The sequence below is a fragment of the Pseudonocardia sp. WMMC193 genome (assembly GCF_021728735.1).
Taxonomy (GTDB): Bacteria; Actinomycetota; Actinomycetes; order Mycobacteriales; family Pseudonocardiaceae; genus Pseudonocardia; species Pseudonocardia oroxyli.
In genome coordinates this window covers 114,910-138,405 of the sequence record NZ_JAKKDO010000003.1, presented here as the reverse complement: position 1 = coordinate 138,405, position 23,496 = coordinate 114,910, and the positions used below count along the sequence as shown (strand labels likewise).

The 23,496-nt window shown below is 72.6% G+C and carries 22 protein-coding genes; 2 read left to right on the top strand and 20 right to left on the bottom strand.

Annotated features, from left to right (window positions below; all coding sequences use genetic code 11):
- Window positions 1-38: 38 nt before the first annotated feature.
- The 11 genes from L3X23_RS01965 to L3X23_RS01915 are packed head-to-tail and all read right to left on the bottom strand — an operon-like array spanning window position 39 to window position 11,507.
- A complete protein-coding gene (locus L3X23_RS01965) occupies window positions 39-854 on the bottom strand; it encodes an Asp/Glu racemase (protein ID WP_305080923.1) in 816 nt (271 codons plus the stop codon).
- Window positions 854-3,304: a xanthine dehydrogenase family protein molybdopterin-binding subunit gene (locus tag L3X23_RS01960; RefSeq protein WP_237190308.1), complete on the bottom strand. Its 2,451-nt coding sequence runs from the start codon at window positions 3,302-3,304 to the stop codon at window positions 854-856. Before L3X23_RS01960 ends, L3X23_RS01965 begins: the two co-directional genes overlap by 1 nt.
- Window position 3,305: 1 nt before the next feature.
- Window positions 3,306-3,833: a (2Fe-2S)-binding protein gene (locus L3X23_RS01955; RefSeq protein WP_237190306.1), complete on the bottom strand. Its 528-nt coding sequence runs from the start codon at window positions 3,831-3,833 to the stop codon at window positions 3,306-3,308.
- Window positions 3,830-4,861, bottom strand: a complete 1,032-nt coding sequence (locus L3X23_RS01950) for a leucyl aminopeptidase (RefSeq protein WP_237190304.1) — start codon at window positions 4,859-4,861, stop codon at window positions 3,830-3,832. Before L3X23_RS01950 ends, L3X23_RS01955 begins: the two co-directional genes overlap by 4 nt.
- Before the next feature lie 6 nt (window positions 4,862-4,867).
- Complete coding sequence (locus L3X23_RS01945) at window positions 4,868-5,704, bottom strand: alpha/beta fold hydrolase (RefSeq protein WP_237190302.1); 837 nt, start codon at window positions 5,702-5,704, stop codon at window positions 4,868-4,870.
- Complete coding sequence (locus tag L3X23_RS01940) at window positions 5,701-6,306, bottom strand: hypothetical protein (RefSeq protein WP_237190300.1); 606 nt, start codon at window positions 6,304-6,306, stop codon at window positions 5,701-5,703. Before L3X23_RS01940 ends, L3X23_RS01945 begins: the two co-directional genes overlap by 4 nt.
- On the bottom strand, window positions 6,303-6,953 hold the full coding sequence (locus L3X23_RS01935) for a CoxG family protein (protein WP_237190298.1): 651 nt from the start codon (window positions 6,951-6,953) through the stop codon (window positions 6,303-6,305). The genes L3X23_RS01940 and L3X23_RS01935 overlap by 4 nt, the downstream gene beginning before the upstream one ends.
- 42 nt (window positions 6,954-6,995) lie before the next feature.
- Window positions 6,996-7,856: a xanthine dehydrogenase family protein subunit M gene (locus tag L3X23_RS35945; RefSeq protein ID WP_237190295.1), complete on the bottom strand. Its 861-nt coding sequence runs from the start codon at window positions 7,854-7,856 to the stop codon at window positions 6,996-6,998.
- Window positions 7,853-8,947, bottom strand: a complete 1,095-nt coding sequence (locus tag L3X23_RS01925; RefSeq protein ID WP_237190294.1) for a PEP/pyruvate-binding domain-containing protein — start codon at window positions 8,945-8,947, stop codon at window positions 7,853-7,855. Before L3X23_RS01925 ends, L3X23_RS35945 begins: the two co-directional genes overlap by 4 nt.
- Window positions 8,944-10,821, bottom strand: a complete 1,878-nt coding sequence (locus L3X23_RS01920) for a PEP-utilizing enzyme (RefSeq protein ID WP_237190292.1) — start codon at window positions 10,819-10,821, stop codon at window positions 8,944-8,946. Before L3X23_RS01920 ends, L3X23_RS01925 begins: the two co-directional genes overlap by 4 nt.
- Window positions 10,818-11,507, bottom strand: a complete 690-nt coding sequence (locus L3X23_RS01915; RefSeq protein WP_237190291.1) for an isochorismatase family protein — start codon at window positions 11,505-11,507, stop codon at window positions 10,818-10,820. Before L3X23_RS01915 ends, L3X23_RS01920 begins: the two co-directional genes overlap by 4 nt.
- A gap of 360 nt (window positions 11,508-11,867) precedes the next feature.
- Here L3X23_RS01915 and L3X23_RS01910 point away from each other — a divergent pair, with 360 nt between their 5' ends.
- Window positions 11,868-13,292 carry a hypothetical protein gene (locus tag L3X23_RS01910; protein WP_237190289.1) on the top strand — a complete coding sequence of 475 codons (1,425 nt, stop codon included), beginning with the start codon at window positions 11,868-11,870 and terminating at the stop codon, window positions 13,290-13,292.
- A complete protein-coding gene (locus L3X23_RS01905; RefSeq protein WP_237190286.1) occupies window positions 13,289-14,143 on the top strand; it encodes a GntR family transcriptional regulator in 855 nt (284 codons plus the stop codon). Before L3X23_RS01910 ends, L3X23_RS01905 begins: the two co-directional genes overlap by 4 nt.
- A gap of 22 nt (window positions 14,144-14,165) precedes the next feature.
- Here the strand turns inward: L3X23_RS01905 and L3X23_RS01900 are convergent, their stop codons facing one another.
- From L3X23_RS01900 to L3X23_RS01860, 9 genes are read right to left on the bottom strand one after another with little or no spacing between them, the layout of a single operon-like run.
- Window positions 14,166-14,978, bottom strand: a complete 813-nt coding sequence (locus tag L3X23_RS01900) for a mycofactocin-coupled SDR family oxidoreductase (RefSeq protein WP_237190284.1) — start codon at window positions 14,976-14,978, stop codon at window positions 14,166-14,168.
- A gap of 1 nt (window position 14,979) precedes the next feature.
- A complete protein-coding gene (locus tag L3X23_RS01895) occupies window positions 14,980-16,074 on the bottom strand; it encodes an agarase (RefSeq protein WP_237190283.1) in 1,095 nt (364 codons plus the stop codon).
- The gene (locus tag L3X23_RS01890) at window positions 16,071-16,961 is read right to left on the bottom strand and encodes an alpha/beta fold hydrolase (RefSeq protein ID WP_237190282.1); all 891 of its coding nucleotides are present in this window, start codon (window positions 16,959-16,961) and stop codon (window positions 16,071-16,073) included. The genes L3X23_RS01895 and L3X23_RS01890 overlap by 4 nt, the downstream gene beginning before the upstream one ends.
- Window positions 16,962-16,970: 9 nt before the next feature.
- On the bottom strand, window positions 16,971-17,891 hold the full coding sequence (locus L3X23_RS01885) for a sugar phosphate isomerase/epimerase (protein WP_237190281.1): 921 nt from the start codon (window positions 17,889-17,891) through the stop codon (window positions 16,971-16,973).
- Window positions 17,888-18,934: a Gfo/Idh/MocA family protein gene (locus tag L3X23_RS01880; RefSeq protein WP_237190280.1), complete on the bottom strand. Its 1,047-nt coding sequence runs from the start codon at window positions 18,932-18,934 to the stop codon at window positions 17,888-17,890. The genes L3X23_RS01885 and L3X23_RS01880 overlap by 4 nt, the downstream gene beginning before the upstream one ends.
- Window positions 18,934-19,899 carry an ABC transporter permease gene (locus tag L3X23_RS01875; RefSeq protein ID WP_237190279.1) on the bottom strand — a complete coding sequence of 322 codons (966 nt, stop codon included), beginning with the start codon at window positions 19,897-19,899 and terminating at the stop codon, window positions 18,934-18,936. The genes L3X23_RS01880 and L3X23_RS01875 overlap by 1 nt, the downstream gene beginning before the upstream one ends.
- Window positions 19,896-21,419, bottom strand: a complete 1,524-nt coding sequence (locus L3X23_RS01870; protein ID WP_237190278.1) for a sugar ABC transporter ATP-binding protein — start codon at window positions 21,417-21,419, stop codon at window positions 19,896-19,898. The genes L3X23_RS01875 and L3X23_RS01870 overlap by 4 nt, the downstream gene beginning before the upstream one ends.
- The gene (locus tag L3X23_RS01865) at window positions 21,416-22,585 is read right to left on the bottom strand and encodes a substrate-binding domain-containing protein (RefSeq protein ID WP_237190277.1); all 1,170 of its coding nucleotides are present in this window, start codon (window positions 22,583-22,585) and stop codon (window positions 21,416-21,418) included. Before L3X23_RS01865 ends, L3X23_RS01870 begins: the two co-directional genes overlap by 4 nt.
- Window positions 22,582-23,400 carry a sugar phosphate isomerase/epimerase gene (locus L3X23_RS01860; RefSeq protein ID WP_237190276.1) on the bottom strand — a complete coding sequence of 273 codons (819 nt, stop codon included), beginning with the start codon at window positions 23,398-23,400 and terminating at the stop codon, window positions 22,582-22,584. The genes L3X23_RS01865 and L3X23_RS01860 overlap by 4 nt, the downstream gene beginning before the upstream one ends.
- Window positions 23,401-23,496: the final 96 nt, after the last annotated feature.

Here is a 23,496-nt window from a genome sequence, read left to right as displayed (position 1 = left end):
CCGGCCGGCCGCGACGCCGCGGCCGGCCGGGCCGGCTGTCATGCCCCTCCGGCCTCCTGCTCCGACGTGCCGGCCAGCAGTCGGCCCGCGCCGGCGACGGCGGGCGGGTGGCCGAGGGCGGCCAGCACCTCGTAGGCGGTCGCGGTCGCCGCGGTGATCACCGGCAGGCCCAGTTCGTCCTCGACCCGCTGCACCGCGGGGAGCGAGGGCATCTGGACGCAGGCGGACAGCACGATCGCGTCCGCGCCGCCCCGGCGCAGGCCGCGGGCGATGTCCGGGAGCCGCTCGGGGTCCAGTCGGCCGACGGCGAGGTTGTCCGGCACCTCGAGGGCGACGGCGTCGAGGACCTCGATCCCCTCCCCCTCGATGTACTCCCGCACCATCCGGGTCAGCGGCGCCATGTACGGCGTGACGATCGCGACCCGGGAGTAGCCGAGGCCCCGCAGCGTCCGGACCAGGGCCCCTGCGCTGCTGACCACCTCGGCGGGGTGCCCGTTCGCCCGCGCCGCGTCCGCGATGACCTGCTCGGACTCCTTGTGCGCGCCCGGGCCCTGCGCCATCACCGCGACCAGGCAGGCGTAGGCGATGGCGTCCACGGCGGCGTCGGACACCGCCGTCGCGCAGTCGGCGGCCCGGTCCACCATGGCGAGGAGCTCCTCCCGGGTGACCTGCTTCATCGCCGCACGCGCCGAGTGGAAGGTGTAGCGGTGCCCGGTGGCCTCGCTCTGCCTGCGGAACAGCTCCGGCAGCTCGGTCTCCATCGTGGTGTTGGAGCTGGGCACGATCAGCCCGATGCGGGAGAGCCCGTCGGGGGCGGGCGCGGCGCAGGTCGGAGCGTCGGGGTTCGCGGTCATCAGTACTCGACTCCTCCGTCGGGCAGGTCGGCAGGGGTGGGCGTGAGCTCGGGTTCGCCGTCGGCCGGGCGGCCTGCGAGCGCGCTCCAGATCGCCTCGGGCGTGATGGGCAGGGCGGTCAGCTCGACGCCGTGGTCGGCGAGCGCGTCGCACACCGCGTTGGCGACGGCGGCACCGGGCGGGATGGTGCCCACCTCGCCGACGCCGCGGACGCCGAACGGGGTGACCGGCGAGGGCACCTCGGTGTGCAGCAGCTCGACCTGCGGCAGGTCGGCGGCGGTCGGGACGAAGTAGTCCACCATGGAGCCGTTGACGAGCTGGCCGGTGTCGGCGTCGTAGCGCAGCTCCTCGCTCAACGCCGCGCCGAAGCCCTGGGCCAGCCCGCCGCGGACCTGCCCCTCGACGATCGTGGGGTTCACGACCGTCCCCCCGTCGTGGACCAGGACGAATCGCTCGATCTCGAACTCGCCGGTCTCCGGGTCCACCGCCACCTGGGCGGCGGCGGTGCCGAACGAGTATGCGGCGTCCGAGGGTTCGAAGTGCGCGGTCGCCTCCAGACCGGGCTCCTCCTCCGGGGGGAGCCCCTGGCCGGTGATCGCGGCGGTGTAGACCCTCGCCAACGGGACGGCGCGGGTGGAGTCGGCCCGCACCCGGGCCACCGAGCCGGCGATCTCGACGTCGTCGGCGGCGGCGTCGAGCTGCCAGGCCGCGATCCGCCGGGTCTTGGCGGCGAGCTCCTCGGCCGCGGCCCGCAGCGCCCCGGCGGCGGCGATCATGGTGCGGGAGGCGAAGGCGCCGGTGTTGAGCGGCGACGACGCGGTGTCCCCGGCGTGCACCCGGACCGCCTCGTAGCCGGTGCCGAAGACGTCCGCCACGACCTGCGCGAACGCCGTCTCGCTGCTCTGGCCCATCGTGGACACCCCGGTGTAGGCGTCGATCCCCCCGGAGCGGTTGGCCCGCAGGGTGACGCTCTCGTGGGCCCCGAACACCGAGCCGCGGCGGGCGAGGAACCGGGCGCTCGCGTAGCCGGTGCGCTCCACGAACGAGGCGAACCCGATCCCGACGAGCCGCCCGTCCGGCCGCGGGGTCCGCCCGCGGGCACGGTGCCCGGCCCAGTCCACGGCCTCGGCCGCCATGCGCAGGCACCGCTCGTAGTCGCCGCTGTCGTAGACGGCCCCGGTGGGGTTCTTCCACGGCAGGTCGGCCGCGGTGACCATGTTGCGGGCCCGCAGCTCGACGGGGTCGAGGTCGAGCCGGCGGGCGAGCCGGTCCATCAGCCGCTCGTAGGCGAAGTTGACCTCCGGCTGGCCGTAGCCGCGGTAGGCCCCGACCGGTGTCTTGTTGGTGAGGGTCACCCGGCGCTCGGTGTACCCGTCGTCGACCTTGTACGGCCCGTTGAAGACCACGCTCGACAGCTGGGCGGAGCCGAAGGGCGAGTTCCAACCGCCGATGTCCGTGGCGTAGACGTTCGTCATCGCGAGGATGCGGCCGGTGGAGTCCGCGGCGATGCGGTAGTCGTGCACCGACTCGCGCGCGTGCGTGCTCCCGCGGAAGTGCTCGGCGCGGTCCTCGGACCACTTCACCGGCCGACGCAGCGCGATGGCATGCAGGCAGGCCAGGACGTCCTCGGGGAACACCCCCAGCTTCTGCCCGAACCCGCCCCCGACGTCCGACGCCACGGCCCGGATCTCGCTCTCGTCGAGCCGCAGCGTCTCGGCGAGCTGCTTGCGGATCAGGTGCGGGACCTGCGACGAGCAGTGGACGGTGAGCTCGCGGGCGCCGGGGCGCCATTCGGCGACCACGCCCCGGGTCTCCATGGGCAGCGCGGTCACCCGGTTGATCCGGAACCGCCCCTCCACGACCACGTCCGCCTCGGCGAACCGGGCCTCGGGGTCGCCGCTGCCGTCGGAGTTCGCGGCGAGCAGGTTGGAGTCCAGCACCGACGGGTGCAGCACCGGGGCGTCGGGCTCGAGGGCGGCCAGGACGTCGACGACGTGCGGCAGCGGCTCGTAGGTGATGTCCAGGAGCTCGAGGGCGTCCTCGGCGACGTGCCTGCTGCTCGCGACGACGCTCACGACCGGCTGCCCCTCGTGCGTGGCGACGTCCTGGGCCAGCGCGTAGTACGGCAGCGTCGGTGCGCCCGGCACCGGACGCAGCACGGTGAGCGCCTCGGTGTCCCGGCGGACGTCCGCCGGCGTGAGGATGTGCTCGACCCCCGCGAGCGCGGCCGCGGCGCTCGCGTCGACGTGGGTGATGCGGGCGTGCGGGTAGGGGCACCGGGCCACCGCCATGTACAGCACCCGGGCCGGTTCGACGTCGTCGGTGAAGCGGCCGTCGCCCCGCAGCAGCCGGTCGTCCTCCTTGCGGAGCGGCGAGGTGCCGATCACGCGCGGACGGCCGCCCGCCTCGTCCGCACGGGCGCCGGTGGCCGGGTCTTCGAGAATGGTCATGTCAGCCTTGCGTCGCGATGGGGTCGGTGACGGCCTGCGGGTGCTCCGCGAACCAGCGCTCGATGGCGGTCACCACGGTGTCGTAGCCGGTGCACCGGCACAGCACGCCGGCGATCTCCTCCCGGATCTCGGCGCGGTCGGGCCTGCCACCCTGGTGGGCGAGCGCCGTCGCGGTCATCAGGAACCCCGGGGAGCAGAAGCCGCACTGCAGCGCGTGCTCCTGTTTGAACGCCTGTTGCAGCCCGTTGAGCTCGTCGCCCTCCGCGAGGTCCTCGACGGTCCGGACGCTCCGGCCGTCGAGCTGGCAGGCGAGCATCAGACAGGACTTGACCGCCTCGCCGTCCACGATCACGGTGCACATCCCGCACGCGCCCTGCTCGCAGCCGACGTGCGTGCCCGTGAGCCCGAGGTGCTGGCGCAGGAAGTCCGCCACGTGCAGCCGGGCGGGGACGCTCGCCCGAACCTCCCGTCCGTTCACGGTTGTGACCGTCTCGACGAGCAACTCGGAGGTGTTCTCCACGCCGGTCATCGCCTGGCCACCGGCTTCATCTCCGGGACGGTGAGCTCGCCCGCGTCGACGATCAGCTCGTCGTCGAGGTAGAGGCTGTTGCCCCGCATCGGGATGTCGAAGTGACACGCCGTGTCGTTCGGCCCACCCAGCTCGTTGTTCGGGCCGATCGAGAACATCACGTTGCCGTAGAAACTACGCAGCTCCATCCCCATCCCACCCCCGAACTGGGTCAACCCGTGCCAGTGCGCACGCTCGTCCAGACCCCACCCCACATGCGACATGCCATAGCCACGCGGATCGTCGAACGAACGGATGTAGGAGCCGAGCAGCTCCGCGTCCAACCCACCCCGGATGTCACGGATGAACCCCTGCTCGATCGTCAACTCCACCGGCGCCTGCACATAGGTGTTGAACGGCAACAACACGTCCCCGGGCGCGAGGACGATCTTGCCGTCCACCCCGTCGTCCGCCCCACCGGTGAACACGAACGCCGCGGGCCAGTGATCCCACCGACCCGGCTGGTCGGTGTAGCCGTACTCGCTCAACGTCGGGTACACACCCAGCCGGTAGGTCACGTCCGTGCCGTGCGGACTGGTGATCCGCATCGTCTGCGCCTTCGCCAACAGCTCCGCGCCGATCTCCACCCGCTCCCGCAGCTCACGAGTGGGCATCAGCCGGGCCAGCAGCGGGGCGGGTTCCACCGCGGTCAGGATCCGGGTTCCCGCCCCCTGGATCTCGAACTGCTCCGGGCTGAACAACAGGAACGTGCAGTCCACCACCATGTCCACACTCTTGAGCGCCTCGACCGCGAGCCGGTTCTGCGCCAGCCCGGAGTCGCCCACCGCCCAGGCGCCGGAGGCGCTCGTCGGCGCGGGCAGCCGCAGGTGGAAGCCCTGCGCCCCCAGCTTGCCGATCGCCCACAGGAAGGCGTCCGCATACTCCGCGCGCTCGTCCCCGCGGGTCAGCACGGCCACGGTCTCACCCTCGTGCACCGCCGACAGGGTCAGCTGCTGCAGGCAGATCTCGTTGAACAGGTTCTGGTCCATGGCTGGCTACTCCTGGGGATCGAGGAACGAGAGCAGGTGCGGGCGGACGACGGTGAGGAAACCGGTCAGGTCGTCCCAGGGCACCATGTGGCCGGTGCCCGGCACGGCGAGGACGGGGAGATCGGGACGGGTGCGGCGCAGCTCCTCGGCCGTGTCGTCCGGGACGACCGGGCTGTCCGCCCCGCGCACGAGGACGACCGTCCCCCGCAGCGCGGTCCAGTAGTCGAAGAAGTCCTCCGTCTCGAAGCCCTCGTGGGTCTCGACGACCGCGGTCTCGTCGCAGGTGGCGAGGAAGCGGGCGCGCATCTCCAGCTCGCGCTCGGGCCAGCGCGGGTAGAACGCGCGCACGCCGTCGGCGTCCGTGCCCCGTCGGGCCTGGTGGAGCTGGTCGAGGAACGCCTGCCTGCCGGTGGGGTAGGGGGCCCGGCCTGGGCCGGAGGTGGGTGGGTCGACGAGCAGCAGCGGCCCGTGGTCGTCGGGTGCGTGGAGCACCGCGTAGGCCGCCGCGATGCGCGCGCCCATCGAGTGCCCCACCAGCACCGGCATCCGCAGGTCGAGCCCGTCGACGAGGCCGGCGACGTCCGCGGCGTAGTCGGCGAGGCGGTAGGCGCCCGACGGAGCCCGGTCGCTCTCGCCGCGTCCGCGCACGTCCGGCACGGTCACGCGGTAGCCGAGCGCCGCGAGCCGGGCGGCGAGGAAGTCCGCGCACACCGCGGGGCTGGTGATGCCCGGGACGAGGAGCAGGTCCCGGTCGCCCTCCCGGCCGTAGCGCAGGACCCGGTGCCGCAGCCCGTTCGCCCGCACGGTGACGCTCGTGCCCGCGATGTCGAGTGACGTCGTCATCGGTGTGCCACCTCCGCGGGGAGCAGGTCGATCGCCCACTCCAGCAGGGGCGCCGCGTACTCGGTGGCGGCCGGCAGACGCACACGGTCGGCCATGTAGCGCAGCTTCCGCTCGGCCTGCAGCCGCGAGCACACGCCGGACCGGACCCAATCGCGGGTCAGACCGGCGAGCGTCTCGAGGAAGGACAGCGAGTCCGCGGCCTGGACCTCGTCGGCGCCGTCGATCCCGCCGACCTCGTGCAGCCCGACCAGGCGCCGGATCTCCGCCGGGTCGACGGCGGCGGCGACCGCCCCCAGGCCCCCGAGCCAGACGGTGACGGCCTCGGCCGAACGCAGCGAGTGGGCGTAGAGGTAGACCGGGTCGTCCCAGCGCTGGTCGGCGTGGCGCAGCACCGGTCCACCGGGGAACATGCGCTCGACGTCGTGGGTCAGGGCCGCGATCCGCATCTCGGCGGTCGCCGTGGGCGCCAGGTGCACCAGCCAGTCGCGGGCGCGCACCAGGTGCTCGGCCTGCCCGTACGGCGCGATCCACTCGGCGGCGAGCGCCTCGACCTCGCCGCCCGCCTCGACCCGCGGCGCCGTCCACGGCTGCGGCGCGGTCACCGGGACCGCCGGTTCTGCCAGACCGCGATCCCGCTGAGGACGGCCGAGACCGCGCTCAGCACCACGGAGGCGAGGGTCCAGCGGTCGGGTCCCGGGCGGGCGGCGGGCGCCGGGGCCACCGCGGACGGGGCGGACGGGGCGGATGCACGGTCGCCCAGGTGCGCGGTCCCGATCGCCGGGCGACCGGCAGGCACCTCGGCGCCGCCCAGCGCGGCCTCGAGGTTGCGGGAGAAGGCGGCGGTCACCTTCCCGGCCTGCTTCGCGACGACCTTCTGCCCGACGCTGCCCAGGGCGCCCGCGAGGACCACGTCGCCGTCGACGGACACGGTGGTGCGGTCGGGCCCCGCGGCCTCCACCTGCACGGTGACCGCGGCCCGGACGTTGCCCATGGCCCCGCGCACGGTCTTGCCGGTCGCGGTGAAGGCGATGAGCTTCTCCGGGACCCGCTCGACGATCGTCACCGCCGCGGCGAAGGTGGCGGACATCGGCCCGACGCTCTGGGTGATCCGGACCTCGATGTCGTCCGGACCGCTCTGCGTCAGGCCCTCGACGCCGGGGACGCACGCGGCGACCCTCTCGAACTGCTCGAAGAAGGCCCACACCGAGGCGGGCGGCCTGCCGACCTCGAATTCCTCACGGAGTTGCATGATCTCTCCTCCACCCGCGCAGCGGTCCGCGGGTACGTCGGGTCACGGGCACGCGGCCCGCAGGTCGGTCAGCGCGCGGCGGAGGTGGACCGGGACCAGGTGGCGCCGGTAGGCCGCGGACGCGCGCACGTCGGAGGGCGGGTCGATGACCTGCGCGGCGGCCGCGGCGGCCGCGTCGAGATCCGCGTCGGTCAGCTGCGAGCCCTCGAGCGCGGCCGCCGCCGCGGTGGCGAGGACGGGGCTGTCCGCCACGCCGCCGAGGGCGATCCGGACGCCGTGCCAGCGGCCGTCGGCGCCCCGGTCGCCCGTCGCCACCACGCTGACGACGGCGAAGTCGTTGTGCTTGCGGCAGTACTGCCGGAACGCGGCGTGCTGCGGGTGGCTGGGGAAGTCGACCGTGACGAGCAGCTCGTCCGGTTCGAGCACCGTCGCGTACGAGCCCGTGTACAGCTCCGCGACGGGGATCCGCCGCACGCCGCCGGGTCCCACCGCGACCACGGTCGCGCCGAGCACGAGGCAGGCCAGGGGCAGCTCGCCCGTCGGGTCGCCCTGGACGAGCGAGCCGCCGATCGTGCCCCGGTTGCGGACCTGCCGGTCGCCGACGCGGGTCACGATCCGGGCGAGCAGCGGCAGCCGCTGGGCCACGAGCGGCGAGCGCTCGAGGGTCGAGTACCGGACCAGCGCACCGATCTCGGTGCGTTCCCCGTCGACGCGCAGGTCGTCGAGCTCGTCGATCTCGTTGATGTCGACGAGCGCGTCGGGCCGCCAGAGCCGCATGTTCAGCATGGGGACCAGGCTCTGCCCGCCGGCGAGCACCCGGGCACCGCCCGCGTGGTCACGCAGGTGCGCGACGGCCTCGGCGACCGTGGTCGGCCGGTGGTAGGCGAAGCGGGCGGGCTTCACGAGGGCCGCTTCCCCGTGGCGACACCCGTGCCGGAGAACCGGGCCAGCACGTGCCCGACCGCCGACTTCGGGGCGGCCACGAGCTGCTCGGCGCGGCGCTGCGCCCACACCGTCTCCGGTCGCACCTGCAGGACGTGCACGTCGCCCGCCTCGGAGACCGCCCACTCGATGTCCTGCGGGGCGCCGCGGTGGCGCTCGATCCGCTTGGCCAGCGTGGCCAGCTCGTCGATCTCCTCGTCGGTCAGGCAGGGCAGCTCGCGCCGGTCCTCGGCGACGGGCACCAGACCGACCACCCCGGTCGCGGGGTCGACGCCGTACGCCGACTCCTGCGGGGCGAGCTCGCGCCGGACCACCTCGAAGGTCACCTTGTCGACCACGAAGCGGCTGGGCGTGACGCCGCCGCCCACCACCCCCTCCCCCAGGCCCCAGCAGCCCTCGACGACGACCTTCGAGCGGTCCCCGGTCACCGGGTCCAGGGTGAACATGACGCCGGCGGAGCGCGCCTCGACCATCTGCTGCACGCCGACGCAGATGCCGTGGTCGTCGAGCACCGCGTCGGCGGTGGCCTCCGGCTTGTAGGTCAGCACGGCCGGGCCGAACATGCCCGCCCAGCACCGCCGGACGTGCGTGAGGACGTCGTCCGCGCCGCGGATCCACAGGAAGGTGTCGTACTGGCCTGCGAAGCTGGCCCCGGCGAGGTCCTCGGACTCGCCGCTGGACCGCACGGCGACGGGCAGCCCGGCGCTCCCGGCCTCCTCCTCGAGCCGGGCGTAGGAGGTGCGGATCGCGTCCTCGAGGGCCGCGGGCACGGTCGCGTCCTCGATCCGCGCGGAGAACTCCGCGCTCAGCTCCTGGACGCGCGCGAGGTCCGCCCCGCGGGCCTCGGTCCGCACCGCCCTGGCCGCGTCCGCGAGCCCGGACTCCGCCAGGAAGTAGCGGTAGGCGGAGGTGGTGACGCCGAAGCCGGGCGGCACGGCGAACCCGGCCGCGGTCATCTCGGCCAGGCTGCCGAACTTCCCGCCCAGCAGTGGGCTGGCGACGGCGGCGGGATCGTCGATCCGCAGGACGAAGGGGGTCTCCGTCGTGGTCATGCGGTCACGTCCTCGAGCACACGGACGACGCCGTTGCCGCCGTCGACCTCGATGAGCTGTCCGGTCTTGATGGTGGTCGTGGCGAAACCGGTGCCGACGACGGCGGGGAGGCCGTACTCGCGGCACACGATCGCCGTGTGCGCCATGATGCCGCCGACGTCGGACACCGCGGCCGAGAGCCGGGAGAACACCGGCGCCCAGCTGGGAGCGGTGATCCGGCAGACGAGGATGTCCCCGTCCTCGACCTCGTGGAGCTGCTCCGGGTCGAGGATCACCCGGGCCCGGCCGGTCGCCTTGCCCGCGGAGGCGGCCACGCCGTTGAGCCGGTTCGGGTCCTGGTCCTCCGAGCCGAGCCACTCCTGCACCGACTCCTGGTTGATGCCCCACAGCATCACCGTCAGGGGCTCGGTGATGTACTCCGGCGGCACGCCGAGCGCGGGCTGCGGCGGGTTCGCCTTGAGCACCTCGCGGATGCGGCGCCTGCGCTCGACCTCGGGCCGCCAGTAGGTGACACCGCGGGCCTCCGTCCCGGTCGCCCACCCGATGTTGAGGTCGTAGAGCGCCGAGTAGATCTCGTTGCGGTGCAGGTAGAAGATGTCCTCGCGGTCGTCGAGGAAGCCGTGCGCGACGAACACGTCACCGAGCTCGCGCACCTTGGACCAGAACATCGAGTGGTGCCAGTGCTCGACGTAGAAGTTGTGGTTCTCCACGAACGGGAAGACCTGGCGAGCCAGCTCGACGAGCCCGTCGAAGGACTCCCGGTCGGCCTCGGTCGGCAGGTAGGTGCGGTACTCGTCGGTGACCCGGACCCGCTCGGCGAGGATGGCCTCGAGCGGGCGGTCGATGTCCTGGCCGTCGAGCAGGTTCTTGATGTAGCCGCGCAGGGCCGTGAACGGCAGCCGCAGGTCGTCGATCCACGCCCGGTCGCTGTGCTGGTATCCGGCGCCCGTGGAGAACCAGAACCACGGGTCCTCGGCCTTCTCGAACGCCTCGACCCAGCGGTCCCCCGAGGGCGCTCCGGCGACCGCGGCCAGGGCGGCCGCCGGGTCCTCGGTCCCGAGCAGCGGCTCGGTGACCCCGAGCTCGACGGCGAGGCGCGCGAGGGCGCGGACCTCGTCGTCCGGCCGGAACAGCATGATGTCGATGCCGGAGACCATGCTCGCGATGGTCTGGTCGGTGATCCCCGGGAAGGCGGCCTGACAGAACTCGCGGAAGGTGAGGTAGGCGCCGTAGCCGAGGTTGAGCATCTCGAAGTGGTAGGAGCCCATCTCGAACAGGTTGTGGATGAGCTCGCTGTACCGGGTGAGCAGGTCGTAGCTGGAGTACAGGCCGCGGTGGGCGAACACGGCGGACTCCGGCTCCTTGTCCGGCAGCGGCGCGAAGTGGATGCCCTTCAGCCGCTCGATGCAGTCGGTCGCCTTGGCCACCCACTGGGCGTAGATCTCGTCCCAGTTCTCGTAGTAGTGCCCCGCCCGCACCGCGAAGTCCTCGGCCCGCGCGGCGATCTCGTCGGCGTCGGTCACCGCGTTGGGGCTGATGTAGAGGTAGCCGTTGATGATCCGGTGGTCGATGCCGCCCGCGAGCGGGATCGGCCAGACCCGGGTGGACATCTGGCTGACCGCGACCCACCAGTTCTCGGTCATGATCGTGTCGAACGGGTACAGCGGCTCGGGGTTGTGCATCCCGTCGAAGAACCAGAACTTGCCGTCCTCGAGCTCCGCCCGCTCCGTGCTGAGCAGCGCGTAGTACGGATACATGCTCTCCCACCCCTCGGCGCCGGGCGGCGTGGTGACCGCGAAGGGGCTCGCGAAGCGCTTGCCGGGCACCGCGCGGGCGGGCTCGAAGGGCAGCGGACCGGGGCTCGTGGGGGTCATGCGGGGACCTCTGACTTCGGTTCGGTGGTGGACGGCGGTGCGGTGTCGGGGACGCCGGCGCGGGGGAGGTAGTCGAGGACGTCGGCGAGGTCGACGACGTCTCCGTACTTCTCGTCGATGTCGAACAGGTTGGCGGCGTGGGGACCGGCCGCCCGGTCGGCGACGCACTCCCGCGGCACCAGGGTCGGGAAGCCGTACTGGACGGCGTCCACCACGGTCGCCCGGACGCAGCCGCTCGTCGTCGCCCCCGTGACGACGAGCGTGTCGACGCCCCGCGAGACGAGGTAGGCGGCCAGGTCGGTCCCGAAGAACGCCGATGCACCGGTCTTCACGACGAGGTGCTCCTCGGGCCGGGGGGCGAGCCGCTCGTCGATCTCGACGAGCCTGCTGCCCGCCGTCAGCGCCGCCATGCCGCGCGCCTTGCGCAGCCAGGTGAGCGACTCGATCTGCCCCGGGTCGTAGGCGATGGTGGTGAACACGACCGGCGCGCCCGCGGCCCGTGCGGCGTCGAGCAGCCGCGCGGTGGCGAGGACCGGACCGGTCATGTCCGCGCCCGTCGGGTAGGAGGGGTCGGTGAAGCCGTGGCTGAAGTCCACCACCACCACCGCGGGCCGGGCGCCGCGCGGGACGGAGTGACCGAACCCCGCACGGTCGTACACACGGGCGGTCTCGGGCTCGTGGTCCACGGGTACTCCTCTCGCGACTGTCGTCTCTCGACCGACGTGGCATACATGTATACCAACTACGTCGAGTTTCGGCGGATGGCCGAGCGACACGAACTCTGCCTCACCGACGACGCGAACGGAACCCTTCAGCGGCAGGAAACATGACTGAAAGCGGGAGAAACGCGTCTGTTACAGCACGTATCCTCGCAGCTCAGTTGCGGCACGGCGACCTCTTGTCTCAGATTGCATACCGGTATACGTTCCTGCCGCGGTCCACGCCCCGACCCTCTCCACGGGTGCTCAGGGACGCGCCGCCGACGCTCGTCGCTCCTCCCCCGCTGCGGGTCCGCAGCACTCGGCACTCCTCGACCGGAGATCCTCATGCCGCAATTCCCCGAGCAGGCCTCCACCGAGTGGATCCTCTCCACCTTCATCTACACCGTGGGGGCCATCGCGGTCCTCCTCGTCGTCGTGGGCCTCGTGTTCATCGACGTCGGGCTGGTCCGGCGCCGCAACGTCCTCGACACCGCGCTGCAGAAGATCGGCGCCGCGATGGTCGGCGGGCTCGGCACCCTGCTCGTCGGCTATCCGATCTGGCAGTGGCAGTTCAACCAGGCCTTCGGCGTCCCCGACCCGTTCCTGCAGGCGATGCGGGACTGGTGGCTGGGCGGTGCGTTCACCACGACCGCCTCCCGGCACATCGATCCGTCGGCGCTGCCGGAGGCGGACGTCCTGCAGATCTTCCTGGTCTTCTTCGTGACCTTCACGATGGCGACCGTCGCGCTCATCCACACCGGGGTCGTCGAACGCATCAAGGCGGTGCCGCTCTACGTGATGTCCTTCGTCGTCGGCGCGGTGCTCTCGCCCCTGGTGGGCTACCTGTGCTGGGGTTCGCTGTCGCCGCTCACGCTGCGGGGCACGCACGACTTCGACGGTGTGTTCCCGCTCTACATCACCGCCGGGACGTTCGTGCTCGTGCTGGCCTGGCGCGTCGGGCCCCGGCTCGGGGCCTTCGGCGCCGCCCACCGCACCGGCGCCCGGCCCGCCGCCCAGAACCTGTCCTTCGTGGGCATCGGGATGCTGCTGATCCTGCTCGCGCTGCCGTTCATCACCCTCGGCAGCGGCTACATCGTCCCCGACGTCGGCTTCTTCGGGATCTCGTTCACCGAGAGCGGGATGGGCCTGGTGATCGTCAACCTGGTCGCGGCCATCCTCGGCGGCGCCGTCGTCGGCCTGCTCCTGGCCCACCGCCGGCACGAGCCCACCTGGGCCTTCCTCGGGCCGATCTCCGGCGTGGTGATCACCGGGACCCTGCTCGACATCGGCACCGCCTGGCAGTGCCTCCTGATCGGCGCCCTCGGTCCGCTCGTCGGGCTGGGCACCGCAGCCCTGCTGCGCAGGCTCCGCATCGACGACCCCAAGGTCGTGCCGCTCGCCCTCGGCCCCGGCGTGGTGGGTGCGGTGCTCACCGGCTTCCTCGAGTGGGGCACCCGGACCGGCGGCTACATCGGGCTCGAGGGGCCGTACGCGGTGGGGGTCGCCCAGATCACTCCGTGGTGGCAGCTCGCGGGCGTCGCGGCGACGATGCTGGTCGCGGGCGTCCCGGCCCTGCTGATGTGCCTGCTCTTCGAGCGGTTCGGCGGGCTGCGCGCGGACGCCGCCGCGGAGGTCGCGGGACTGGACCGCACCCGGTGGGGCGTCGAGAACTCCTCGGACGACCTCGATGCGTCCGCCGCGCCCGCCCTCCCCGCGGTGGGCGCCTCGCCGGTGGAGCAGGAGGAGTCCGCCGCGGTCACCTCGGCGTGAGCGCACCCTCCGTGGCGTTCGGCGGCGCGGCCGGCGCCACGGAGGGCCACGGCCGGTGGGCCGACCCGTATATTCGGCGGGCAGGCCTACCGTGGTGCTCCGCGGCCGCGGGCGGGAGCCGGCGGGCGTCCGCGGGGATCGCTCAGGATGGAGACCGGTACATGCAGCTCGTCGGGCGAAACGCTGTCCCGCTGGCGCAGCGCACGAGCGAGGGCGTCGCCCGGGTGCTGCGGGACGAGATCCTGGCCGGGGGTCTCAAGCCGGGGGAACCACTGCCGGAGCGCGCCCTGGCGGAGAGCCTGGGGGTCAGCCGGACACCCGTCCGCGAAGCACTGTTCACGCTGCAGAGCGAGGGCCTGGTCGAGCTCACCCCGAACCGGGGCGCCAGCGTGCGCACGATCACCGCGCGGGACATCCTGCAGATCTACTCACTGCGCACCGTCCTCGAGGCGTACGCGGCGGGCGAGGCGGCCCGCACCCGCACCCGCGCGGACCTCGACGCGCTGGTCGACGCCCAGGCCAAGCTGGAACGGGTCGGGAGCACCGGCACCGCCGTCGAGCAGGCCCTCGCCGACCTGGCCTTCCACAACCTGATCAGCGAGGCGACCGGGAGCCGGATGCTGCAGTCCGTCATGGGTCAGGTGCTCGCCTTCACGGTGAGCTACCGCTCCCGGTACGCCTACCCGGCCGATCAGTCGGCGCTGGCCGTCGAGCAGCACCACGGGATCCTGGATGCGTTGCGCGCCCAGGACGGTCCGCTGGCCGAGCGCCTGATGCGGGAGCACGTCGAGTCCTCGAAGGCGTTCGCCCTCGCACACTTCGACGAGAGCGAACACGCCGTCGTCCCCTGAGCCGGGCTCATCTCCTTCCGCGCTACTTCAGCAGGAAACCGGCGTCCACCGGCACCGTCGCGCCCGTGATCCACTTGGCCGCGTCCGAGCAGAGGAAGGCGACGACCGCCGAGACGTCGGCCTCCGGCATCGCGTCGACCGGCATCAGGTTGAACCGCATCGCGTCGCCGAGCTCCTTGTGCTCGTCGAGCCACTTCGGGAAGAAGTCGTTGTTCGACATCGGCGAGTCCACCCCGGTGGGGTGCAGCGTGTTGACGCGGATGTTCTCGGGTGCGAGCTCGCGGGCGAGCGTCCGCATCAGCCCGACGATCCCGTGCTTGGCCGCCGCGTAGTGGGTGCAGCCCGCGACACCCTTCAGCCCGGCGATCGACGAGGTGATGACGACCGACCCGCCCCTGCCCCCGGCCCGGATGTGCGGGACGACCGCCCGGCAGGCCTTGAACACACCCGTCAGGTTGATGTCGATCATGTCGTCCCACTGCTCGTCGGTGAGCTCCCACGTGGTGTCCGACAGGCTGAGGATCCCGGCGTTCGCGAGCAGGAAGTCGACGCGCCCGAACTCGCTCACGGCGGTGTCCGCGAGCCGGGTCATGTCCGCGGTGCTGCGGACGTCGGCCTGCAGGGCGACGCAGCGGCGGTCGAGCTTCTCGACCGCGGCCACGGTCTCCTCGAGGTCGCCGGGGCGTCCGGTCGCGAACGGCACCGATCCGACCTGCTCGGTGATGTCGCAGATCACGATGTCCGCGCCCTCCTCCGCGAGCCGGACCGCGTGCGAGCGGCCCTGTCCCCGGCCGCCGCCGGTGATCACCGCGACCTTCCCGTCCAGCTGTCCCATCTCAGTTCCCTCCGTACTGCGCCAGCGCGCGGCGGTTGTGTCCGGTGATCGCGTCCGTGAGGTCGCGGTAGGGCTCGTCCCACGGGTCCTTGAGGCCCCACCCGCGGCCACCGGTGTTCTCGACGTAGCCGCACCAGTGCCAGCCCACCAGCCACGGCTCGTGCCGCACCGCGTCGAGGGCGGCGCCGTAGTCGGCGCCGCGCGCGGCGTGGTCCGGCAGGCCCTCCCGGTGCGGGTTGAGCTCGGTGGGCGTCCAGTTGCCGACGTCCGCGACGATCACCGGCTTGTCGCCGCACTGCGCGCGCCACGCCGCCAGGTCGTCGTGTAGCCGGGTGCGGGACTCCGCGGTCGGCTCGGTGAAGTACTGCACGGAGAGGACGTCCACGTGGGGCGCCATCGCCCGCAGGACCGGCTCGGGGATCCCCTTGTTGCCGTTGAACCGGTCGCCCAGGATCAGGTGGTCCGGGTCGTAGCGGCGGATCGCGGCCGCGACGGTCTCGTAGTAGCGGCTGGCGACGTCGTAGAGACGCTTCTCCCGCTCGGCGGCGTCGAGCCCCGCCAGCTCGGCGAAGTCCCGGCCGGACGCGTGCGGCAGCCAGGCCGGGATGTCCACCAGGAAGTACCCGAGCAGGTTCGGCGACTCAGCGTGGTCCACGACGATGCTGCGAGCCAGGTAGTCGCACCAGACCTCGAAGTCGTCGTCCAGCGGTCGGAACGCCGGGAAGCCGTTCCAGTCCTCGATCTCCTGCACCGGCAGCTGCGCGACGTAGGGCATCCCGGCCCCGCGCAGCTCGGCGGCCGACCAGGGCGTCGAGTGCTTGAGGTCGATCGGGTCGCCGAACCAGTCCAGCGCCTCGCCCCAGCCGCCGCCGACGTACTCCTGCGTCCAGCCGAGCGTGGTGAAGGACCAGCTGCGCAGGTCGGCCACCACACCGTCGCGGATCCAGCTCTCCCGCGAGCCGTACCGCTCGCGCCAGAGGTCGACGTTGCGGGGGAACTTCAGCGCGGTCTCGTCGGCGTGGTTGAGGCCGAGGGACAGGAAGGGGGCGCCGTCGGGGTCGACGAGCCGTCCGTCACGGATCGCGAAGGCGCTCACGCCGACTCCTCCCCGGCGAAGAACCGCAGGTAGTGCCCGGCGAGCTCGTCCGGGGACTCCTCGGCCAGCTGGTGGCCCCAGGGCAGGATCACCCCGCGCACGTCGTCGGCGACCTCCCGCATCTGCCGCTCGTTGTCGGCTCCGATGAAGTGCTCGCTGCCGACGGCGAGCACCGGCATCGGCAGCCTGTTCTTCGCGGACTCGCGGTTCTGGTCGCCGTCGGTCAGCGTCGCCCGGTAGATCTCGCACATGCACCGCACGCCGCCCGGCGAGGAGTAGCACCGCACGTACTCGTCGAGGGCGTCCGGCGTGATCGCCGACGGGTCGTGGGTCTCGTGCTTCATGAAGTACGAGAAGTACTCCCGCTCGTGGCCGTTGATCAGCATCTCCGGGAACTCGGGCACCGAGTAGAAGTTGATGTGCCAGAGCCAGACGTAGCTGCGGACGTTCTCGGGGGTGAGGAACGAGTAGTCCTCCAGGCCGAAGCCCGGCAGGATCATCTCCTGGTAGACGAGCTGCCGGACGCGCTCCGGGTAGGCCGCCGCGAGCTGGTAGGCCGCGGCGGCACCCCAGTCCTCGCCGACGAGGCGGAAGCGCTCGTGGCCCAGCTCGGTCATCAGCTGTGCGAAGTCCTCGGCCACGGTGCGCATGTCATAGCCGCTCGTCGCGTGCTCGGAGTCGCCGAGGCCGCGCATGTCCGGGACCACCACGGTGTAGTGCGGCGTGAGCAGCGGGATCACGTGGCGCCAGTGGTACGAGGTCTTGGGGACGCCGTGCAGCAGCAGGACGGGGTCGCCGCTGCCGGCCGTCAGGTAGTGCAGCCGCACTCCGTTCACGGTCGCCCGGCCGTGCCGGACGGGGGTGCCCTCGTGGTCGACGATCGTCATGGTGCCTCCTCAGGCGGGGATGAGCGGGCGCAGTGTGCGGTGCGCGATCTGCAGCCCGGTGTGGATCTTGTCGTCGGTGCCGCCCCAGACCGGGTCCTCGTGCTCGACGGACAGCACGCCGTCGAAGCCGCCCTCGTAGAGCGCGTCCACGACGCGGCGCCAGTCGACCTCGCCCAGTCCGGGCACGCGATAGCGCCACCACCCGACGTCCCACGGGTCCTCGCGCGCGACGGCCTTGCCCGGCCAGCCGTAGCGGTTGCGCCGCTCCGGGAACAGCTGGACGTCCTTGGCCTGCGCGTGGGGGATCCGGTCCACGTACGGGCGGAGCGCCTCGACCGGGTCGATGCCCATCCACACGAGGTGCGAGGGGTCGTAGTTGAGGTAGAGGCCGAGGGAGAACATCCACTCCCACAGCTCCGGCGAGTACGCGAGGTTGCCGGGATACCCGTCGGGGTGCCAGCCCTCCATCACGCAGTTCTCGACGACGATCGTGACGCCCTGCTCCCCCGCCCGGTCGACCAGGGAGGCGAACACCTGCTCGGCGTCCGCCAGGTTCTCGGCCACGGTCCGGCCCGGGTGACGGCCGACGAAGGTGCCGACGGTGGGGCAGCCGAGCAGCGCGGCCGCGTCGATGCAGGCGGCGACGTGGTCGTTGACCGCCTTCCGTTCGGCGGGGTCGGGATGCAGGTTGTTGTCGTAGAAGGCGAGCGAGGACAGCGTGAGCCCGTGCCGGTCGAACAGCGCACGGGTCTCGTCGGCCTCGCGCTCGCCGAACCGGGCGGCGTCGAGGTGCGTGGCGGTGAACGGCCGGGCGCCGAGGTCGGGCCAGGCGGCCACCTCGAGCGCCTCGTAGCCGTGCTCGCCCGCCCAGGCGGCGATCTGGTCGAGCGGCCTGCCGGGCAGGCAGGCGGTGAGGAATCCGAGTTTCATGCGGGACGAACCTCCACCCAGGCTCCCGAGGAGCCGGCGTCGATCACGGCCTCGACGAGCGCCGCGGCCCGCAGGCCGTCGGCGAACGTCGGAAGACCGTCGGGGACTGCGCCGGCGATCGCGCTGTACGTATCGCCGACGAACGCGTTGAAACAATCCTGGTACCCCTGGGGGTGCCCCGGCGGCAGCAGCGAGTACCGCGCCGCGGACGGGGAGAGGGCGGGCGACCCCCGGTGCACGGTCCGGTTCTCGGTCAGGCCACCGACGTGGAGGGTCTCGGGCTCCTCCTGGTCGAACCCGTAGGCGGCCTCCGCACCGTCGAGGGAGAAGCGCAGCGCGTTGCGCCTGCCCGTGGCCGTCTGGCTGATCACCGTCGAGCCCGACGCTCCCCCGTCGGTCTCAAAGAGCACCGTCGTCGAGGTGCCCCCGCCCGAGGTGCGGGCCGCCAGGCGGCTGATGCGGTGCCCGGTGGTGAACTCGACGAGGTCGCACCAGTGCACCCCGATGTCGGCAAAGGCGCGGTGCGCCCCGCCCTCGGTCGCCTCGCCGCGCCAGCCCGCGGGCGCCCCGCCCGCCTGCCAGTCCTGCAGGTAGCAGCCGTGCAGCAGGTGCAACGGACCCGCCTCGCCTGCCGCGATCCGGGCCCTGGCCTCCCGGACGGCCGGGTAGAACCGGTAGACGAAGGGCACCGTCGCCACCCGGTCCCCCGCGGCGGCGACGAGGTCCGCGGCGTCTGCCCGGGTCGTCGCGAGCGGCTTCTCGCAGATCACCGCTTTGCCCGCGGCGAGCGCCCGGCGCGCGAGCGGGACGTGCAACGAGTTCGGGGTGCAGATGTGCACCACGTCCACGTCGTCGGCGTCGATCAGCTCCTCCGCCGTCCCCGCCGGGGCCCGCGCGCCCAGCCTCCTCGCCGCCTCCGCCGAGCGTTCCGGGCTGGACGCGGCGACCCGCGTCACCACCGCTCCGGCCGCCCGCACGGCGTGTGCGTGCACCGCCCCGATGAACCCGGCTCCGATGACTCCGGCCCGTACCTGGTCGCCCATCACTTCTTCCTGGCCAGCGCGACCGCCACGACGATGATCAGGCCGCGGATGATCTGCTGCTGGCTGTTGTCGAGGCCCGCGAGGATGAGGCCGTTGTTGATCAGTCCGATGAGCAGCGAGCCGACGAGCGCGCCGACCACGCTCCCCGCGCCCCCGAAGAGGCTCGTGCCGCCGAGGATCACCGCGGCGATCACCGACAGCTCGTCTCCCGTGCCCCACTGGTAGCGGCCGGACTCCAGACGCCCGGCGTAGAGCATCCCGGCGATCGCGGCGACCACCGAGGACACGAGCATCACCGTGAAGGTGATCCGCCGGGTGTGGACGCCGCTGTACTCGGCGGCCACCCGGTTCCCGCCGGTCGCGAGCACCTGCCTGCCGTACCGCGTCTTCGCGAGCACGACCGCGCCGGCCGCGACCGCGACCGCGGTCCACACGAGCAGGCCCGGCACCGGCCCGATGTTCCCGCCGCCGAAGATCGTGGTGAACGTGTCGTCGAGGATCGGGACCGGCGCCGACGCCGTGATCAGCTGGGCGAGTCCGAACGCGATCCCGAGCATCGCCAGCGTGACCAGGAACGACGGCATCCCGAGGAACGTCACGAGCCCGCCGTTGACGATGCCCACGACCAGACCCGTGCCGAGCCCGGCGAGCACGCCGAGCAGGGTGCTGCCGGTCGACCCGATCGCGAGGGCCGCCGCCACGCTCGCGAGCCCCGCCACGGACCCGACGGACAGGTCGATCTGCGCCGAGGCGATCACGAACGTCATGGCGACGGCCATCACCGAGATGATGGCCGTCTGGCGGACGATGTTGAGCAGGTTCGTGCCGGTCAGGAAGCCGTCGTCGGCCAGGAAGACCGCGAAGAGCGCGAACACGACGACGAAGCCGATGTAGATCGCGTAGTTGCGCCAGTCGATCCCGCGCAGCCCGGTGCGGGCGGCGTCCGGGTCCAGCGTCGTGGTCATGAGCGGACTCCTTGGATGGCGAGCTGGAGGGACTCCTCGTCGGGGATCTCGCGACGGTCGAGGTCGGCGGTCACGGTGCCGGCCCGCAGCACGAGGACCCGATCGGCCACGGCCAGCAGCTCGGCGAGCTCGGAGGAGATGACGATGACCGCCGTGCCCGCGTCGGCGAGCTCACGGATGCGCTGGATCATCTCGGTCTTCGTGCCGATGTCGACCCCGGCCGTGGGCTCGTCGAGGATCAGCACCTCGGGATCGCGGGCCAGCCACTTGCCGAGCACGACCTTCTGCTGGTTGCCACCCGAGAGCAGCCGCACCGGCCGCGCCGGGGAGGCGAGCCGGATGCGGAGCCGTTCGACGAGCCCGGCGACGATCCCGTCGCCGCGGCGGTCGTCGACGACGCCACCGCGGGTGAGCCGCCCGAGCACCGGGAGCAGGAGGTTGTCCCGCACCGAGTGCTCGAGCACCAGCCCCTGCAGGCGCCGGTCCTCCGGGACGAGCGCGATGCCCTTGGCGATGGCGATGCGCGGGTTCGTGATCCCGGCGGGCTCCCCGCGCAGCAGGATCGCACCCGCCTCCGGCCGGTCGATGCCGAACAGGAGCCGAGCCAGCTCCGTGCGCCCGCTCCCCATCAGCCCGGCCAGCCCGAGGATCTCGCCCGCGCGCAGGGTGAACGAGACGTCCTCGACGACCGTGCCGGAACGCAGCCCCCGCACCTCCAGCAGCGGCGGGGCGTCCGGTCCGGGGGCCGCGGGGCGCTCCCGCCACTCCAGCGCGGTCTCCATCCGCCGCCCGACGATCGCCTCGACGACGGTCTCCGGGGTGAGGTCGGCCAACGGCTCCGACAGCGCCACTCCCCCGTCGCGCAGCACCGTGATGCGGTCGCAGATCCGGGAGATCTCCTCCATCCGGTGCGAGATGTAGACGATCGCGACCCCGCGGTCCTTCAGCCGCCGGATGAGGGCGAACAACGCCTCGGACTCGGTCCCGGTCAGGCTCGCCGTCGGCTCGTCCATGATCAGCACCCGGGCGTCGAGCGCGAGCGCTTTGGCGATCTCGGTGAGCTGCCAGTAGCCGGTGGGGAGGCCGGCGACCTCCCGGCGCGGGTCGAGATCCACGCCCATCCCGTCGAGGATCTCCCGCGTCCGGCGCACCATCGCCGCGTCGTCGATCAGCCCGCGACGGAGCGGCTCGTGGTTGAGGAAGACGTTGCGCGCCACCGACAGCGTGGGCACCAGGCTGAACTCCTGGAACACCATGCCGATGCCGGCGGCCTCGGCCGCGGCGGTCGAGGTGAGGGAGACCTCGCGCCCGCCGACGGCGATCGTCCCGCCGTCGGGCCGGTGCACGCCCTGGAGGATCTTCATCAGCGTCGACTTCCCGGCGCCGTTGCCCCCGGCGAGCGCGTGCACCTCGCCGGGAGCGAGGGTGAGGTCCACACCGGTCAGCACGGGGGTCCCGCCGAAGGACTTCTCGATCCCGCGCATCTCGACGGCGGGCGGCGCTCCTCCGGTCGCCGTCATCGCGCGCCCCCCGCCACCGACTCCGCGACCGCGGCGGGCGGTTCGGACCGGTACACCTCACGCCAGGCGTCCAGCACGGTGTCCCGGGTGACCGGCAGGGCGTCGAGCGCCACGTAGGGCGGGGCCTGCTTCCCGAGCAGGGCGTACGCCGCGAGCGTCGCCTCGGTGACGCCCTGGTCGAACGGCCGCTGGGCGCCGAGCCCCGCGACCAGCTCGCCGGAGGCCAGCGCGATCGCGACGTTCGGGCCGAGGTCCTCCGTGGTGACGACGAGGTCCTGGCGGTCGACGGACCGCGCGGCCGCGATGATCCCCTCGGTCGGCACGTCCCAGACGCCCCAGATCCCGGCGAGGTCCTGGTGCTTGACCATCATCGCGATGGCTGCGGCCTGGGCCTGACCTGCGAAGTCGGGCCCGGTCACGCCCTTGCGGTCGACGATGTGGATGTCCGGGTAGTCCCGCTCGATCGTCTGGGCGAAGCCCTCGTAGCGCTGTCGGGTGACCGTGAAGTCGGCTTCGTGGTACACGACACCGATCTCCCCCCGGCCGCCCAGCGCATCGGCCATGAGGTGCGCGGCGACCACGCCGTTGCCCACGTTGTCGGCCGACACCGCGGACACGTAGTCCCGCCCCGCGACCATCCCCGACGGTGCGTTGTCCATGAACACGAGGCGGACCCCGGCCGCCGCGGCCCGTCGGTAGGCGCCCGCGGTGGCCACGGGATCGGTCGGGATCGACACGATGACGTCCGGCCTGCGCGCGAGCACGGTCTCGATGTCGGAGACCTGCCGATCGGGCTCGAACCCGGCGTCGGTCACGGCGATGATCTCGATCCCGAGCTCTCCGAACCGCTGCCGCAGGCCGGCGATCTGCGCGTCGGTCCAGCCGTCCCCCGTGTAGTGCATGACGACGGCGGCGGTCGCCCCCTGCCGCCGGACCTGCGCGATCTCCTCCTCGGTCAGGGTCACCGAGTCGGCCCTGGCCGGGGCCTCGCCGCCCGGCCCCGTGGCGAGCACCCGGCCGTGCAGCGCGGCGAGCGCCTCCCGGGCGGGCGGGTAGCCGCCCTGCGGCCGCTCCCGCACGGGCGCGCCGGTCCCGCACCCGGCGAGGGTGAGTAGGAGCAGCGCCGCGACCGCGCAGGCACGCCGGACCCCGGTCCGGCCACTCACGCGAGCGCCTCGTCGAGGAACGCCTTGCTGATCCGCGCGGCCTCGGCCGGATCCCCGTCGTAGCCGTCGAGCTCGACGAGCAGCCACCCGTCGTAGCCCACCTCGTCGACCGCCGCCAGCACGTCGGCGAAGTCGATGTCGCCCCGCCCGAGCGGCAGGAAGGTCGTGGTCGCCCGGTCCAGGTCCTTGAGGTGCACGTGGCGGACGCGGTCGGGGAAGCGCCGGATCAGGGCGGCCGGGTCACCGCCGCCCGCGGCGAGGTGCGCGGTGTCCGGACAGAAGCCGATGCGCGAGCGCGACAGGATCTTCTCGACCTCGTCGGGGCTCTCCACGATCGTCGTCAGGTGGGGGTGGTAGCAGGCCGTCAGGCCGTGCTCCTCGGCGATCGACGTCACCCGGTCGAGCGCCACCCCGAGCCGGTCGTAGTCGCTCTCGGGGGTGCCCGCGGCGCGGCGCGCCCCGCCGCCGACCACGAGCTGCTGCGCCCCGAACGTCGCCGCGAGCTCCGCCGCGCGGCGCACCCGGTGGAGCTCGTCGGGAAGGATCTCGGAGTACACGAAGTTGGCGCCGGTGTAGACGCTGACCAGCGTCAGCTCGGTCTCCGCGAGCAGGTCGCGCAGCTCGGCCGGGTCGGCGGCGTAGTCCGCGACGTTCCCGTCGAACATCTCGACGCCCGCGTAGCCCGCTGCGGCGATGTCCCGCACCGCCCGGTCCATCGAACCCGGTACGCGGTAGACGAGATCCTTCACGCTGGTCACGCCGGTCGCGTCGCCGGTGACACCACCCCAGGTGATCGTGTGATAGCCGAGCCGCATCCTCGTCCCCCTTCGGACTGGTGTGGCCAAACTATTGCTCATCACGCACAGAAGTCAATTGCTCTACGCTCGGATCTCGTCGCGCAGAGGGACACG

Coding starts and splice junctions, on each gene's coding strand:
- L3X23_RS01965 (WP_305080923.1), bottom strand. CDS start 854: ATGACCGCGAACCCCGACGCTCCGACCTGCGCCGCGCCCGCCCCCGAC.
- L3X23_RS01960 (WP_237190308.1), bottom strand. CDS start 3,304: ATGACCATTCTCGAAGACCCGGCCACCGGCGCCCGTGCGGACGAGGCG.
- L3X23_RS01955 (WP_237190306.1), bottom strand. CDS start 3,833: ATGACCGGCGTGGAGAACACCTCCGAGTTGCTCGTCGAGACGGTCACA.
- L3X23_RS01950 (WP_237190304.1), bottom strand. CDS start 4,861: ATGGACCAGAACCTGTTCAACGAGATCTGCCTGCAGCAGCTGACCCTG.
- L3X23_RS01945 (WP_237190302.1), bottom strand. CDS start 5,704: ATGACGACGTCACTCGACATCGCGGGCACGAGCGTCACCGTGCGGGCG.
- L3X23_RS01935 (WP_237190298.1), bottom strand. CDS start 6,953: ATGCAACTCCGTGAGGAATTCGAGGTCGGCAGGCCGCCCGCCTCGGTG.
- L3X23_RS01925 (WP_237190294.1), bottom strand. CDS start 8,947: ATGACCACGACGGAGACCCCCTTCGTCCTGCGGATCGACGATCCCGCC.
- L3X23_RS01920 (WP_237190292.1), bottom strand. CDS start 10,821: ATGACCCCCACGAGCCCCGGTCCGCTGCCCTTCGAGCCCGCCCGCGCG.
- L3X23_RS01910 (WP_237190289.1), top strand. CDS start 11,868: ATGCCGCAATTCCCCGAGCAGGCCTCCACCGAGTGGATCCTCTCCACC.
- L3X23_RS01900 (WP_237190284.1), bottom strand. CDS start 14,978: ATGGGACAGCTGGACGGGAAGGTCGCGGTGATCACCGGCGGCGGCCGG.
- L3X23_RS01890 (WP_237190282.1), bottom strand. CDS start 16,961: ATGACGATCGTCGACCACGAGGGCACCCCCGTCCGGCACGGCCGGGCG.
- L3X23_RS01885 (WP_237190281.1), bottom strand. CDS start 17,891: ATGAAACTCGGATTCCTCACCGCCTGCCTGCCCGGCAGGCCGCTCGAC.
- L3X23_RS01880 (WP_237190280.1), bottom strand. CDS start 18,934: ATGGGCGACCAGGTACGGGCCGGAGTCATCGGAGCCGGGTTCATCGGG.
- L3X23_RS01875 (WP_237190279.1), bottom strand. CDS start 19,899: ATGACCACGACGCTGGACCCGGACGCCGCCCGCACCGGGCTGCGCGGG.
- L3X23_RS01870 (WP_237190278.1), bottom strand. CDS start 21,419: ATGACGGCGACCGGAGGAGCGCCGCCCGCCGTCGAGATGCGCGGGATC.
- L3X23_RS01860 (WP_237190276.1), bottom strand. CDS start 23,400: ATGCGGCTCGGCTATCACACGATCACCTGGGGTGGTGTCACCGGCGAC.